This is a genomic window from Streptomyces sp. NPDC088252 (genome assembly GCF_044740965.1).
In the GTDB taxonomy this organism is placed as follows: Bacteria; Actinomycetota; Actinomycetes; order Streptomycetales; family Streptomycetaceae; genus Streptomyces.
In genome coordinates, this window is sequence record NZ_JBIURS010000011.1 from 1 (window position 1) to 13,968 (window position 13,968).

A 13,968-nucleotide genomic window follows, 5' to 3' on the forward strand; every position below is an offset into this window, starting at 1 on the left:
CAAGACGCTCGACTGGGATACCCCAGCCGAGCGTCTACGTGATCTACTCACCACCTAAAACCAGGCGGTGTTGCGAAGACCCCTAGAACCCAAGCCCCGTCGCGGGGTACCGGGCCTCGGCATGTGCGGCGCCCTCGGGCCGGGACGCCGCAGGGGAGGTGCGGGCAGCCGGAGCCCGCGTCAGGCCGAGTGCGGCAGCACTTCCGGCAGCACCGGGTCCGCGAAGGGCAGACCCCGTACGTACCGTTCCGTCTCGTCCAGCGCCTGGTCGGCCATCCGGTGCAGCTCGTCGCCCAGCGAACCCGCGACATGCGGCGTGAGCAGTACATTCGGCAGGTCGTACAACGGCGAGTGCGCGGGCGGGAGTTCGGGTTCCGTCACATCCAGCACCGCGTGCAGCCGACCGGCCGTCAGCTCGGGCAGCAGCGCCTCCTCGTCGACCAGCGAACCCCGCGCCGTGTTGATCAGCGTCGTCCCGGTCGCCATGGCCGACAGCTGGGCCGCGCCGACGAGATGGCGCGTCTCCGGAAGCTGCGGCGCGTGCACCGAAACGACGGAACTGCTCGCGCACAGCTCGTCGAGCGAGGTGAGCCGTACACCGAGCCGCGCCGCCTCCGGACCGTCCACGTACGGGTCGTACAGCAGGACGTCCAGATCGAAGGGGCGCAGCAGCTCGATCACGCGCCGGCCGATGCGGGAGGCGCCGATGATGCCGACCGTACGGCCGTAGTTGCCCCAGCCGTCGAGTTCCGCGAGCCAGTCGTGGTCGGCGCGCAGGGTGCGGTAGCGGTCCGCGGAGTGCAGGACCCGCTTGCCCGCGAAGAGGATCGCGGCGAGGGTGAACTCGGCGACGGGCAGCGCGTTGGCCCCGGCCGCCGTGGTGACGGCGAGCCCGCGCTCCCAGCAGGCGTCGGTGATGTGGTGCTTCACGGAACCCGCCGCGTGCACCACGGCGCGCAGCCGGGGCGCGGCCGACAGCACCTCGGCGGTGAGCGGAGTCGCGCCCCAGCAGGTGAACAGCACCTCGGCCTCGGCGAACGCGGCGGCCACCTCGGGCGTCGGATCGGCCAGGTCGTGGGCGACGAGGTACGGGTCGGTGCGGGTGAGGGCGGCGAGCCGGGTGCGATGGCGGTCGGCGAGCAGGCGGTCGGCGACGCCGGGGCCCATCGCGAGCAGGGCGGTCGGCCGGTTGTCGGTGGCGTGGGGCATGGTGGAACTCGTACTCCTCAGGGCTCGCGCGGTGGTCACTTGACGCTGCCGGCGGTCAGACCGGCCTTCCAGTGCCGCTGCAGCGAGACGAAGGCGACGATCAGGGGGATGACGGCGAGGAGCGAGCCGGTGACGACGAGCGGATAGAAGCTCGGCTCGCCATGGGTGTTGGTGTTCCAGGAGTACAGGCCGAGGCTCAGCGGGAAGAGCTTGCGGTCCGAGAGCATCACGAGAGGGAGGAAGAAGTTGTTCCAGATCGCGGTGAACTGGAAGAGGAAGACGGTCACGAAGCCCGGCATGACCATGCGCAGCCCGATGGACCAGAAGACGCGCAGCTCGCCGGCACCGTCGATACGGGCGGCCTCCAGGGCCTCGTTCGGTATGTAGCCGGTGCTGAACACCCGGGCGAGGTACACGCCGAACGGGTTGACCAGCACCGGTATCAGCACGGACCAGTAGGTGTTGACCAGGCCGGTCTTGGAGGCCAGGAGATACATCGGCAGGGCGAGCGCCGTGGTGGGGACGAGCACGCCCATCAGCACGAGGCCGAACAGCTTCTCCTTGCCCCGGAATTCGTACTTGTCGAAGGCGTACCCCGCGGCGACGCAGATCAGCGAGCAGACGATCGCCCCGCCGCCCGCGTAGAGGAGGCTGTTGAGGTACCAGCGGAAGTAGATGCCGTCGCCGTAGGAGGCCAGGTTCGACAGGTTCTCGCCGAGGTTGAAGCCCTCGAAGGAGAACGCGTTGCCCGCGAGCAGACCGCCGGTGTCCTTCGTGGCGGCGGTGACCAGCCAGACGAGGGGGAAGAGCATGTAGACGACGGCGAGCAGAAGGAAGCCGTTGACCGCGGTCTTCGACATCCAGCGGCCGCGGGAGGCGGGGGAGTTCATGCTTTCTTGCCCTTCCGGCCGGTGAAGCGGGTGACGACGAAGGACAGCAGCGCGGCCGTGAGCGCCAGCAGGATGGAGGCGGCCGCGGCGAGACCGTAGTCGTTGCGTTCGAAGGCCGCGGTGTAGGCGTACATGTTCGGCGTCCAGGTGGAGGAGACGGCGGAACCGGTTCCCTTGTTGAGGATCAGCGGCTCGGTGAACAACTGGAGCGAGCCGATGACCGTGAACAGCGCGACCATCACGACCGAGGCGCGGATCAGCGGCACCTTGATGCTGAGCGCGACGCGCCAGGCACCGGCCCCGTCGACCGTGGCCGCTTCGAGCACGGAGCGGTCGATGGCCTGCAACGCGGCGTAGAAGATCACCATGTTGTAGCCGAGCCATTCCCACAGGGCGATGTTGACGACGGAGGGGAGGGCGCCCTCGGGAGAGAAGAAGTCGAAGCCGATTCCGCCGGACTCCATGGCGCTGACCACGGGGCTGAGCTGGGGTGTGTAGAGGTAGACCCAGATCAGCGCGGCGATGATGCCGGGTACTGCGTGCGGCAGGAAGAGCGCGAGCTGGAAGAACCTGCGGGCGCGGGCCAGCGCGGAGTCCAGCAGCAGGGCGAGGGCGAGGGCCCCGATGAGCAGCAGCGGAATATAGAACAGGCAGTATCCGAGGAGTACGCCGAAGCCCTCGCGGAACGCCCGGTCGCCCAGGGCCGCCGTGTAGTTGTCGAGTCCGCTGAAGACGGTCTCGGTGCCGCCGAAGCCCAGGCCGGACTGTTTCTCGGTGAACAGGCTGAGCCAGACCGCGTATCCGATCGGCAGCACCATGGCCACGGTGAACAGTACGAAGAAGGGCCCCAGCAGGATGGCGGCGGCTCTGGTCGTCCGGGCGCGCTTCATCAGCCTGCGTCCTCGACCTTCAGACCGCGCTTCTTCAGCTCGGCGACCGTGGCGTCGTGCCCGGCCTTCACCGCGTCCTTGATCGTGGTGCCGCCACTGGCGACCTTGCCGAACTGGTCCTTCATGGTGGTGTTCGTGGTGCCGGTCGTCGGGCCCCAGCTCCAGTTCGGGCCGATGGACGTCGCGGCGCCCTCGAACACCTGGTAGATGTCCTCGCCGCCGTAGAAGTCCGCGTCGAAGGCCTTCTTCGCCACCGGGCGCAGCGCCGCCGCGGCCGGGAAGGCGCTCGAAGTGCCGGACTCGATACGGGCCTTGATGCCTTCCTCGGTGGTCGACATCCAGGTGGCGAACTCGACCGCGGCCTCGGCCTTCTTGCTGGTCTTCGTCACCGCGAAGGTGGAGCCGCCGAGCATGCCGCTGGCGGGCTTGCCGTCCCAGCTGGGCATCGGGGCGACGGCCCACTTGCCGCTCTGCTCGGGCAGCGTTCCCTTGAGGACGCCCGCGCCCCAGGCGGCGCCGAGGTAGCCGACGGTGCCGCCGTTCTTGAGCGAGTTGGTCCACTCGGGGCTGAACGAGGCGTTGGCGCGGATCAGGTCGTCGTCGAGCAGGCCCTGCCAGTAGTCGGCGACCTTGTCGGTGGCCGCGTCGGCCGTGGTCACCTTCCAGGTGTCGCCCTCGGGCCTGTACCACTGGGCGCCCGCCTGCCAGGCCATCGCCTGGAACGTGGTCGGGTCGTCGGGGAAGAAGGTGCCGATGCGGGCGTTCTTGTCGGCCTTCTTCACCTTCTCGGCGGCCTTGCGGAAGTCGGCCCAGGTCTTGGGGACCTCGACGCCGTACTTCTCGAACAGGTCCTTGCGGTAGTAGAAGGACTGCGGGGAGGCGTCGAACGGGACGGCCCAGTTCTTGCCGCCGAGCGTGGTCAGTTCGACCGCCTGCGGCAGCAGCTTCTTCCGGATGTCCTCGGTGAAGTACTGGCCGATGTCCTGGAGCGCGCCCTGGCTGACGTACTCCGGAAGCTGCGGGTACTCGATGGAGACCAGGTCCGGCGCGTTGCCCGCCTTCACCGCGTTGGAGATCTTGGCGTAGCCGCCCGCGTTGCCGGACGGGATCTCCTCGTACACCACCTTGATGTCCTTGTGCGAGGCGTTGAACGCGTCGACGACCTCCTTGGACCCCTTGGCCCAGCCCCAGAAGGTGATGCTGACGGGCTTGCCGTCGCTTCCGGCGGCGGCATCGCCGTCGCCGCTGCCGCCACAGGCCGTGAGAACGGCGAGGGCGGTGGCGGCGCCGACTACGGCGAGGGACGTTCTGCTCGAACTGCGGCTCACAGCGAGGCTCCTGAACAGGCGACGACATTGGCGTTGGCCGTGATCCTTGGACCAGCCGTGACCGAAGTCAAGAGCGAAAGAGCGATTGATCGAAAAAAGATCAGATAAGTTGCGTACGGAAGTGGGTGGAATGCCCTGTGTGAGCGGTTCGCGGGCACCGCGGGAACGCCGGCTCCGGAGCTCGTTCCGGGATCGCCGTCGCCGCCTGCGCCCGTGGGGCGCGGGCCACCGCCCGTCCGCGGCCTACGGGAGGCGCGCCCCGCACGAGTCCCGGACCCGCAGCTGCGGCAGCAGCGTCAGATGGCGCCGGGGTGCGCCCGCAGCCTGTCCGAGCCGCTCGACCAGCAGTTCCGTGGCATGGCGGCCCACGTCGCGCTTGGGCGGCGCCACCGCGGTGAGCGGGATGTCCGCGAGCGCGGCCACCTCGTCGTCGTAGGCGATCAGCGCCAGATCGTCCGGCACCCGTACACCCAGTTCGGCCAGGCGCTGCACGACCTGGATCGCGTCCACGTCGTTGTGGATCAGCGCCGCCGTCGCCACGCCCGAGCGGACCGCCTCGCGCAGTGCCTGCACGGCCTGCTCGAAGGCGTCCGGAGCGAGTTCCGCCGGTACGGACTCGATCACGTCCTGCGGTGCGTCCAGCCCGAGCAGGGCCAGGGCCTCCGCGTACCCGGACCGCACCGCGACGGCGGTCGGGGAGTCCGCGCGGGCCATCAGCAGCGGCGCCCCGTGGCCGAGGTCCACCAGGTGGCGTACGGCGAGCAGCACCCCGTGCGCGTGGTCCGAGCAGACCCGGTCCAGGCCGTCCAGCGGGGAGCCCGCGGTGGGCCTGCGCTCCAGCAGGACGGTCGGCACCGGCAGCGAGGCGATCCAGTCGCCGAATGCCGCGGGATCGCCGGGGTGCTGCCAGCCCGGGGCGACCAGCAGGCCCTCGGCCCCGGCGGAGAGCAGGCCCTCGGTGCGGGCCTGGTCCTCCTGCGGCCGGTAGTCGGAGATCCGCAGGATCAGCCGGGCCCCGGCGCGGGCGGCCGCCTCGTGGGCCCCGCGGATGACCTCGGCGAAGTAGTACGTCGACGAGGGCGCGAGCATGCCGAGGACCATGCCGCTGCCGCCGGCCCCCGCGGCGGACACGGGGGCGGCGTCCTGAGGCCAGGAGACCGAGCCGTGGACCCGGTCGAGCAGACCCCGGCCGGCCAGCTCCTCCACGTCCCGGCGCACGGTGACGGGCGAGACGCCCAGCTGCGAGGCCAGGTCCGAGACCCGGGCCGAGCCCCGTTCCCGTACCAGTCCCAGCAGGCGGTCATGTCGTTCAGCAGCACTTTCGCGCACGGCAGCGGTCCCCTCGCAGTGTGTGGCCCGGTCCCCGGTCCGGCCGTTGCCGGGGCCCTTCTCCGACCCTAGAGCAACGTGATCGAACGATGGGAGTTTCGATCATTCAAACGCAATCCATTGACGTTCGATCAATCCGAGTCCAGGATTCCGGCGATGCCGACTCGTCCCGTCCCTGACTGTTCGTACGGAGGAATTGTGAGACATCGCGTCACCGCCGCGGCGCTCGCGGCCCTGACGGCCGCCGCCGGGCTGACCGTCGCCGGTCAGAGCGCCGCACAGGCCGCGCCCGCCGGCCGCACCTTCCATGTCGACTGTGCCGCCGCGCCGGCCGGCGCCACCGGCAGCAAGCAGCACCCCTGGACCACGCTCGCCGAGGCCAACGCGCACACCTACGGACCCGGCGACCGGCTGCTCTTCAAGCGCGGCGCCACCTGCACCGGCACCCTCGCCCCCGAGGGCACCGGCTCCGCCCGTGCCCCGTTCACCATCGCCGACTACGGGAACGGCCCGGCCCGCGCCAGGCTCGACGGAGCGGGCGCCCACGATGTCGTCCTGCTCTCCAACACGCAGTACGTGCACCTCAAGGACCTGGAGATCACCAACGCCGCCGCCCCCGGCAGCGAGCGCAACGGCGTCCGTCTCCGCCTCACCGACTACGGCGTCGCCCGCGGCTTCGACATCTCCGGCCTCTACATCCACGATGTGCGTGGCGGCGACTACAAGACGGTGTCCGGCTCCAGCGCGATCCACATCGCGGTCCTGGGCATGGCGAAGGCCAGCTGGTACGACGGCCTGGACATCGGGCACAACCGCATCGAGGACGTCGACCGCGAGGGTATCTACTTCAAGTCGACCTTCTCCAAGCGCGATCTGGTCGGCCAGCAGCAGGACCCGGACGTCTACCCGGGGGAGTGGACGCCGAGCACCGGTGTCCGCGTCCACCACAACACGCTGAAGTCCCTGGCCGGCGACGGCATGAAGCTCGACACCACCAGCGGCGCCCGCGTCGACCACAACCGGGTCGACGGCTTCCAGCTCCGCTCGCCCTCCGCCAACGCGGGCATCTGGACCTTCAACACCGACGACACGACCGTCGAGTACAACGAGGTCTCGGGCGGCGGGAACACCCACGACGGGATGTCCTTCGACGCCGACGGCGCCTCGCAGAACACGGTCTTCCAGTACAACTACAGCCACGACAACAGGGGCGGATTCCTGCTGATCTGCCCGTACAGCGGCGCGAAGACCATCGGCACGGTCGCCCGCTACAACGTCAGCCGTGACGACGGCGCCCGCCTGATCCAGAACTGCTGGGGCCCGATCCTCGGCACGGAGATCTACAACAACACCTTCCACAACAAGGAGCAGATCCCCGGCTACCTCGTCCAGGACGACGCCGGCAGCCCGGCCACCACCCAGCACGAACTGTCCGTCCGGAACAACGTCTTCGTGAGCGAGGGCACCGGCGGCTACGCCTTCAAGAACCCGACGGCCGGGCTCTCCTTCGACCACAACGCCTTCTACGGCATCGACATGACGCGTCCCGACCCCGGCGGCATCACGGCCGACCCGAAGCTCCGCCCGGACTTCCGGCTCGGCGCTGGCTCGCCCGCCCTCGCCGCCGGAGCCGTCATCGAGAACAACGGCGGCAAGGACTACTTCGGCAACGAGCTGAAGCCCGGCGCCCCCAACATCGGCGCCTACGCGGGCCGGGGAGTGCGGTAACCGACCGCTCATCGAGGACCGTACTTGCGGCCTGTCTTGGAGGTGACCCCTCCGAGCAGGCCGCGCGGCGTCAGCTTCACGAGCCCCATCAACGCCTTGTACCGCGGGTCCGGCACCGAGACCGACCTGCCGCGCGCCAGGTCCACCAGGGCCGCCGCCACGAGCTTGTCCGCGTCGAGCCACATCCAGCCGGGGATGTTGCCGGTCCCCATCCCGGCCCGCTGGTGGAACTCCGTCCGTACGAAACCGGGGCACAGCGCCATCAGCCGCACCCCCGAATCCGTCAGGTCCTTCGCCGCGCCCTGGGTGAACTGCACGACCCACGCCTTGGACGCGCCGTACGTCCCGCGCGGCACGAACGCCGCCACCGAGGCCACGTTGACGACCCCGCCCCGCCCGCGCTCCCGCATCCCGGCCGCGGCCGCCGAGGTCAGTCGCAGTACCGCCTCGCAGTGCACCTTCAGCATCTTCAGCTCATCGGCCATGGGCACGTCCAGGTAGCGCCCCTTGTTGCCGAACCCGGCGTTGTTGACCAGCAGGTCGACCGGGTGGTGACGGTCCGTCAAGCGGTCCTCGACCGCGGCGATGCCCTTGTCCTCGGACAGGTCGGCCGGGAGCACCTCGGCCTCGATGCCGTGCCGGTCGTGCAACTCCGTCGCCTGCTCGCGCAGCCGTTCGGTGTCGCGTGCCACCAGCACCAGGTTGTGCCCGTCGGCCGCCAGCCGCCGCGCGAAGGCGGCTCCGATCCCCGCGGTCGCGCCCGTAATCAGTGCAGTCGTCATGAGCGGCACGTTAGTGCCTGTCCGGCGGATCACGGCCGGACAGGCACCGACGCCCCGCGCCCCCTCCGCGATCAGGCGCCCGCCGCCTCCTTCTCCGTCTTCTCCACGTACTTGAGCGCGGCACTCAGCGTCTCGGGATGCAGCGCGTCGCGCGCCGCGAGCAGCTCCGGGAGCAGCTCGCGCCGCGTCGTCGTGGCCCGGAACTCCAGGTCCACGGTGACGTCGTGGCCGGGCCGGTGCACGATCTCGACCGGGTCCCCGGCGCGGATCGAGCCCGGCTCGACGACCCGCAGGTACGCGCCGGGGGCGGCCGCCCGTGTGAACCGCTTGACCCAGCCCCGCTCGTCGAGATGGGCGGCGAACGTACGGCACGGAATCCGGCTCGACGCGACCTCCAGCACCAGTTCCGGACCGATCCGCCAACGCTCGCCGATCTTCGCGCCGCTCACGTCCAGCCCGCTGGTCGTCAGGTTCTCGCCGAACGCGCCATTGGGCAGCGGCCGGCCGAGCTCCCGCTCCCAGGCGTCGAGTTCCTCACGGGCGAAGGCGTACACGGCCTGGTCGGAGCCGCCGTGATGGCGCAGATCGCACACCGCGTCCCCGGCCAGTCCGCTGCCGCCGGTGCCCTTGGGACCGGGGTCGGTGACACGTACCGGGCCGTCGACCGGCCGCTTGTCGATCCCGGTCGCGCCGCCGGGGGCGTCGGTGTAGTCGACGGTCTTCGGCCGTCCCATGTTCACGGTGAGCAACTTCATCGGCTTCATGCGGGAAACGCTAACGGCCCGGTGCGCGATGGCGAGCGGGCTCCCGATCCACTCCCTGTCGTGCACCAGGCCGTCACCATGTCGACCCCAAAGATGCACGGTAATAATTCGCATCCGACCCAAGAGCGGCTTATGGTTGAAGGGTGATCGAAGCCCGTCATCTCCGTGTCCTGCGCGCCGTGGCCGCCACCGGCTCGTTCTCCGCCGCCGCCCGCGAACTGGGCTGCACCCAGCCCGCGGTCAGCCAGCAGATGAAGGCGCTGGAGGCCTCCGCGGGGACCACCCTGCTGATCCGCACGGGCCGCGAGATGCGGCTCACCCAGGCGGGCGAGGCCCTGGTCCGGCACGCCTCCGGCATCCTCGCCGGGCTCACCGCCGCCGAGGAGGAGGTCGCCGCGATCGCCGGACTGCGGGCCGGCCGGGTCCGGCTGGTCTCCTTTCCCAGCGGCAGCTCCACCCTGGTCCCCGGCGCCCTCGCGGCGCTGCGCGCGGCCCACCCCGGCACCCGGGTCTCCCTGGTCGAGGCCGAGCCGCCGCGCTCGGTCGAGATGCTGCGCGAGGGCGACTGCGACATCGCGCTGGCGTTCCGCTACGGCGTCCCCGGCGCCGAGTGGGACGACCTGGTCGTGCGCCCGCTGCTCACCGACCGGCTGATCGGCCTGGTCCCCGAGGGGCACCGGCTGTCCGGTTCGGCCGCGGTCGGCATCGCCGAACTGGCCGAGGAGTCGTGGATCGCGGGCTGCCCGCGCTGCCGCCGCCAGCTGGTGGAGGTCTGCGAGGAGTCCGGCTTCACGCCCCGGATCGACTTCGCCACCGACGACTACCCGGCGGTCGTCGGTCTCGTCGGCGCCGGACTGGGAGTGGCCGTACTGCCGGAGCTGGCGATCGAGTCGGTGCGTCCCAAGGGGGCCCGCACGGTGACGGTGGAACCGGCCATCGAGCGCGAGATCGTCGCCCTGACCCTGCCCGACCTGGCCCAGGTGCCGGCGGTGGCGGCCACCTTGGACCGGCTGTCCCTGGCGGCCGCCCGCTGAGGGGGCCTGCCTGTGACCCGGCCCCCTCGGTGGCCGGGTGAAATGCGGAAACGTTTTTTTAGTTACTGGGCGGGGTGGGCGGGATCAACCGTGCCCCGTCGGGGACGGAACGCCCGACGGCGCCGCCGCGATCAGACGATTGCGGGCCCGTCCCATGAGCTCCTCGCGTTCGTCCTCGGTCAGTCCGCCCCACACTCCGTAGGGCTCTCGTACCGCGAGTGCGTGGGCCGCGCACTCGGCACGTACCGGGCATCGCATACAGACCTCTTTTGCCGAGTTCTCGCGGGCGCTCCGTGCCGCCCCGCGTTCACCCTCCGGGTGGAAGAACAGCGAGCTGTCGACCCCGCGGCAGGCCGCCAACAGTTGCCAGTCCCACAGATCGGCGTTGGGTCCGGGAAGGCGGGAGAAATCTGCCATTGCTTGTCCCCTCGAAACCATGCTGCGTCGGAATCGTCGTTGTCGTCCATTGGTGACCGTGTCCATGACATTTACATCTACGGTGTAAGTAGATGTAAATATGACTGATTGCGAATCTAGCCACAGACACCAGCAAAAGGGAAGAAAACCCGCTAAATGGGGCATATTTTGATGAGGAGTTTCGGTTGACTGTTGGATGATCCGCGCCGCTCTCCTGTGTGCACGCGTCCTCACGTAGAGTGCCGAACCCGGCCGTCCGACCCGTAACTCTTTCGAGTGACCATCGTTGAGAGGGCGGAGGCGGTTGACAGAAAAAGCGATCGGGCAGATGTCCGAGAGCGTCAACCGCTCAGGTGACGACTTGTAACAGCCTGGAGGCTCAAGGTGACGCGCATCAGCTGCGGAGGACGGTCATGACATCCGTCCTCGTCTGCGACGACTCCCCGCTTGCCCGAGAAGCGCTTCGTCGCGCGGTCGCGACCGTGCCCGGCGTCGAGCGTGTGACGACGGCGGCCAACGGCGAGGAAGTCCTCCGCCGCTGGGGCGCCGACCGTTCGGATCTGATTCTGATGGACGTACGCATGCCCGGTCTGGGGGGTGTGGAGACGGTCCGGCGGCTGCTCTCCGCCGATCCCGGCGCCAGGATCATCATGCTGACCGTCGCCGAGGACCTGGACGGTGTCGCGCTCGCCGTCGCCGCCGGGGCCCGCGGATATCTGCACAAGGACGCCTCCCGCGCGGAGCTGAGGGCCACCGTCACCCAGGCGCTGGCCGATCCGACGTGGCGGCTCGCCCCGCGCCGGCTGCGGTCGGCCGAGATGGGTGCGGCGCCGACGCTCACCGCGCGTGAGATCCAGGTGCTCGAAGGGATGAGCCACGGCCGCTCGAACGCCGAGATCGGCCGTGAGCTCTTCCTCTCCGAGGACACGGTGAAGACGCACGCCAGGCGTCTGTTCAAGAAACTCGGTGCCTCGGACCGGGCGCACGCCGTCGCGCTCGGTTTCCGCTGGGGCCTGGTCCGCTGAGGTCCTGTCATGGCCGGCAGCCGTGCGGTTCCCCGTCCGCCCACCGGCGGACGGGGTGGGGTGACCGACGTGCGCGGGGCGGGCTCCGCCCCGCCGGTGGTGCCCTGCGCGCCGACGGTATGTGACGCTTCCCGGCCGATGACGCATCCTTGAGGCGTGGAGTTCCTCGGGAACGATTCGGTCGAGCGGAAGGGGAGGGCGCAGGACATGACTTCCGGCGCACCCGCTCATAACGCTTCGGTGCACAACTACGGACGCGGCGGAGCGGAAGACGAGGCTCCGAGGCACCATGGTCCGATGCGCGACGACGAGACGACGGTGATCGGTGCACTGGTGCACCGTGCTGTCGAGGGGGACGCGCAGGCCACGCACGACCTGCTGGCCCATGTCCACCCCCTCGCGCTGCGCTACTGCAGGTCCCGGCTGAACCGGCTGCCCGGTGATGCCCGCCACTTCGTGGAGGACCTGGCGCAGGAGGTCTGTGTCGCGGTGCTGATGGCGCTGCCGCGCTACAAGGACACCGGCAGGCCCTTCGAAGCCTTCGTCTTCGCCATCGCGGGCCACAAGGTCGCCGATCTCCAGCGGGCCGCCATGCGCCAACCGGGATCGACGGCCGTGCCTTCCGACGAGATGCCCGAGCGCCCCGACGATTCGCTCGGGCCCGAGGAGCGCGCCCTGCTCAGCAGCGATGCCGCCTGGGCCAAGAAGCTTCTCGCCAACCTCCCGGACAACCAGCGTGAGCTGCTCGTTCTGCGGGTCGCGGTCGGCCTGACCGCCGAGGAGACCGGACAGATGCTCGGCATGTCACCGGGCGCGGTCCGGGTCGCCCAGCACCGGGCGCTGAGCAGGTTGCGGGCCCTCGCGGAGCAGTGAGCCGGCTCACTGCCGATGTCCGTACGAAGCTACAGAACCTCTAGGTGATCTTGCTCGTGGAATGAGACACCCCCGAAGGCCGTTAGCATGGACATCCGCACCGATCAAGGCCATTTGGGGAAGGTGTCATGACTGCAAACGTCGACGGAGTGCCCGAGAAATTCGCGACGCTCGGGCTGACATACGACGACGTGCTGCTGCTGCCCGGCGCGTCCGACATGGCGCCCGACCAGATCGACACCTCCTCGTACATCTCCAAGAACGTGCGGGTGAACATCCCGCTGCTCTCCGCCGCGATGGACAAGGTCACCGAGGCCCGCATGGCGATCGCCATGGCCCGGCAGGGTGGCGCCGGTGTGCTGCACCGCAACCTCTCCATCGCCGACCAGGCCAACCAGGTCGACCTGGTCAAGCGCTCCGAGTCCGGCATGGTGACCGACCCCATCACGGTGCACCCGGACGCGACGCTGCGCGACGCCGACGAGCTGTGCGCCAAGTTCCGCATCAGTGGCGTCCCGGTCACCGACACCGCGGGCAAGCTGCTCGGCATCGTCACCAACCGTGACATGGCCTTCGAGTCGGACCGTACGCGCCAGGTGCGCGAGGTCATGACGCCGATGCCGCTGGTCACCGGCAAGGTCGGCATCTCCGGCGTGGACGCCATGGAACTGCTGCGCCGCCACAAGATCGAGAAGCTTCCGCTGGTCGACGAGGCGGGGGTCCTCAAGGGCCTCATCACCGTCAAGGACTTCGTCAAGGCCGAGAAGTACCCGAACGCCGCGAAGGACAAGGAAGGCCGGCTGCTGGTCGGCGCGGCCGTCGGTGTCGCGGGCGACGCCTTCGAGCGGGCCCAGGCACTGATCGAGGCGGGCGTCGACTTCATCGTCGTCGACACCGCCCACGGTCACTCCCGGCTGGTCGGCGACATGGTCGCCAAGATCAAGTCGAACGCCTCCGGCGTCGACGTCATCGGCGGCAACATCGCCACCCGTGACGGCGCCCAGTCGCTGATCGACGCCGGTGCCGACGGCATCAAGGTCGGCGTCGGCCCCGGCTCCATCTGCACCACCCGTGTCGTCGCCGGCATCGGAGTCCCGCAGGTCACCGCCATCTACGAGGCCTCGCTCGCCGCCAAGGCGGCCGGTGTCCCGGTCATCGGCGACGGCGGTCTGCAGTACTCCGGCGACATCGCCAAGGCCCTGGTGGCCGGCGCGGACACCGTGATGCTCGGCTCGCTGCTGGCGGGCTGCGAGGAGTCCCCGGGCGAACTGCTCTTCATCAACGGCAAGCAGTTCAAGTCGTACCGCGGCATGGGTTCGCTCGCCGCGATGCAGACCCGTGGCGACCGCAAGTCCTTCTCCAAGGACCGCTACTTCCAGGAGGGCGTCGCCTCCGACGAGAAGCTGGTCCCCGAGGGCATCGAGGGCCAGGTCCCCTACCGCGGCCCGCTCTCGGCGGTCGTCCACCAGCTCACCGGCGGGCTGCGCCAGTCGATGTTCTACGTCGGCGGGCGCACCGTCCCGGAGCTCCAGACCAACGGCCGGTTCGTCCGGATCACCTCGGCGGGGCTCAAGGAGAGCCACCCGCACGACATCCAGATGACGGTCGAGGCGCCGAACTACAGCAGGAAGTAACGCGTCAGCGCAGCTGAGGGGCGGCCCGGGGTTCCCGGGACCGCCCCTCAGCCGTGTGTCGGGGA

General features: G+C 69.7%; 13 protein-coding genes. 5 read left to right on the top strand and 8 right to left on the bottom strand.

Features of this window, described 5'->3' with window-relative positions:
- Positions 1-180: 180 nt before the first annotated feature.
- From ACIOHC_RS22835 to ACIOHC_RS22855, 5 genes are all read right to left on the bottom strand, one after another.
- Positions 181-1,209 (bottom strand): hydroxyacid dehydrogenase, encoded by a 1,029-nt coding sequence (locus ACIOHC_RS22835; RefSeq protein ID WP_365690021.1) that lies wholly within the window; start codon positions 1,207-1,209, stop codon positions 181-183.
- Positions 1,210-1,244: 35 nt separating this feature from the next.
- Positions 1,245-2,099, bottom strand: a complete 855-nt coding sequence (locus tag ACIOHC_RS22840; protein WP_376222237.1) for a carbohydrate ABC transporter permease — start codon at positions 2,097-2,099, stop codon at positions 1,245-1,247.
- A complete protein-coding gene (locus ACIOHC_RS22845; protein WP_266358671.1) occupies positions 2,096-2,989 on the bottom strand; it encodes a carbohydrate ABC transporter permease in 894 nt (297 codons plus the stop codon). The genes ACIOHC_RS22840 and ACIOHC_RS22845 overlap by 4 nt, the downstream gene beginning before the upstream one ends.
- Positions 2,989-4,317 (bottom strand): sugar ABC transporter substrate-binding protein, encoded by a 1,329-nt coding sequence (locus ACIOHC_RS22850; RefSeq protein WP_351074527.1) that lies wholly within the window; start codon positions 4,315-4,317, stop codon positions 2,989-2,991. Before ACIOHC_RS22850 ends, ACIOHC_RS22845 begins: the two co-directional genes overlap by 1 nt.
- Positions 4,318-4,560: 243 nt before the next feature.
- Entirely contained in the window at positions 4,561-5,646 is a 1,086-nt protein-coding gene (locus ACIOHC_RS22855; protein ID WP_365690020.1) for a substrate-binding domain-containing protein, read from the bottom strand.
- A 198-nt stretch (positions 5,647-5,844) separates the two neighbouring features.
- Here ACIOHC_RS22855 and ACIOHC_RS22860 point away from each other — a divergent pair, with 198 nt between their 5' ends.
- Entirely contained in the window at positions 5,845-7,374 is a 1,530-nt protein-coding gene (locus tag ACIOHC_RS22860; RefSeq protein WP_401843759.1) for a right-handed parallel beta-helix repeat-containing protein, read from the top strand.
- 8 nt (positions 7,375-7,382) lie between these two features.
- Here ACIOHC_RS22860 and ACIOHC_RS22865 read toward each other — a convergent pair whose 3' ends face one another.
- Both ACIOHC_RS22865 and ACIOHC_RS22870 read right to left on the bottom strand, forming a co-directional pair.
- The gene (locus ACIOHC_RS22865; protein ID WP_351074523.1) at positions 7,383-8,156 is read right to left on the bottom strand and encodes an SDR family oxidoreductase; all 774 of its coding nucleotides are present in this window, start codon (positions 8,154-8,156) and stop codon (positions 7,383-7,385) included.
- Positions 8,157-8,227: 71 nt separating this feature from the next.
- Positions 8,228-8,911, bottom strand: a complete 684-nt coding sequence (locus ACIOHC_RS22870; RefSeq protein WP_351074543.1) for an MOSC domain-containing protein — start codon at positions 8,909-8,911, stop codon at positions 8,228-8,230.
- A gap of 152 nt (positions 8,912-9,063) precedes the next feature.
- Between ACIOHC_RS22870 and ACIOHC_RS22875 the strand changes: the two genes are divergently transcribed.
- Positions 9,064-9,954, top strand: coding sequence for a LysR family transcriptional regulator (locus ACIOHC_RS22875; protein WP_351074521.1), 891 nt, complete (start codon positions 9,064-9,066; stop codon positions 9,952-9,954).
- Between the two features lie 84 nt (positions 9,955-10,038).
- Here ACIOHC_RS22875 and ACIOHC_RS22880 read toward each other — a convergent pair whose 3' ends face one another.
- On the bottom strand, positions 10,039-10,371 hold the full coding sequence (locus tag ACIOHC_RS22880; protein WP_351074519.1) for a WhiB family transcriptional regulator: 333 nt from the start codon (positions 10,369-10,371) through the stop codon (positions 10,039-10,041).
- A 413-nt stretch (positions 10,372-10,784) separates the two neighbouring features.
- Here ACIOHC_RS22880 and ACIOHC_RS22885 point away from each other — a divergent pair, with 413 nt between their 5' ends.
- The 3 genes from ACIOHC_RS22885 (at position 10,785) to guaB (ending at position 13,903) form a co-directional block, all read left to right on the top strand.
- On the top strand, positions 10,785-11,396 hold the full coding sequence (locus ACIOHC_RS22885; RefSeq protein WP_003948568.1) for a response regulator transcription factor: 612 nt from the start codon (positions 10,785-10,787) through the stop codon (positions 11,394-11,396).
- 297 nt (positions 11,397-11,693) lie between these two features.
- Positions 11,694-12,269, top strand: a complete 576-nt coding sequence (locus ACIOHC_RS22890; protein ID WP_351074517.1) for a sigma-70 family RNA polymerase sigma factor — start codon at positions 11,694-11,696, stop codon at positions 12,267-12,269.
- 128 nt (positions 12,270-12,397) lie between these two features.
- Complete coding sequence (gene guaB, locus ACIOHC_RS22895) at positions 12,398-13,903, top strand: IMP dehydrogenase (protein WP_351074515.1); 1,506 nt, start codon at positions 12,398-12,400, stop codon at positions 13,901-13,903.
- Positions 13,904-13,968 lie beyond the last annotated feature (65 nt).

What these genes read in the sequence shown, in the direction of transcription:
- ACIOHC_RS22890 (WP_351074517.1), top strand. Translation starts at nt 11,694, where the DNA reads ATGCGCGACGACGAGACGACGGTGATCGGTGCACTGGTGCACCGTGCT.
- ACIOHC_RS22840 (WP_376222237.1), bottom strand. Translation starts at nt 2,099, where the DNA reads ATGAACTCCCCCGCCTCCCGCGGCCGCTGGATGTCGAAGACCGCGGTC.
- ACIOHC_RS22885 (WP_003948568.1), top strand. Translation starts at nt 10,785, where the DNA reads ATGACATCCGTCCTCGTCTGCGACGACTCCCCGCTTGCCCGAGAAGCG.
- ACIOHC_RS22870 (WP_351074543.1), bottom strand. Translation starts at nt 8,911, where the DNA reads ATGAAGTTGCTCACCGTGAACATGGGACGGCCGAAGACCGTCGACTAC.
- ACIOHC_RS22865 (WP_351074523.1), bottom strand. Translation starts at nt 8,156, where the DNA reads ATGACGACTGCACTGATTACGGGCGCGACCGCGGGGATCGGAGCCGCC.
- ACIOHC_RS22845 (WP_266358671.1), bottom strand. Translation starts at nt 2,989, where the DNA reads ATGAAGCGCGCCCGGACGACCAGAGCCGCCGCCATCCTGCTGGGGCCC.
- guaB (WP_351074515.1), top strand. Translation starts at nt 12,398, where the DNA reads ATGACTGCAAACGTCGACGGAGTGCCCGAGAAATTCGCGACGCTCGGG.
- ACIOHC_RS22835 (WP_365690021.1), bottom strand. Translation starts at nt 1,209, where the DNA reads ATGCCCCACGCCACCGACAACCGGCCGACCGCCCTGCTCGCGATGGGC.
- ACIOHC_RS22880 (WP_351074519.1), bottom strand. Translation starts at nt 10,371, where the DNA reads ATGGCAGATTTCTCCCGCCTTCCCGGACCCAACGCCGATCTGTGGGAC.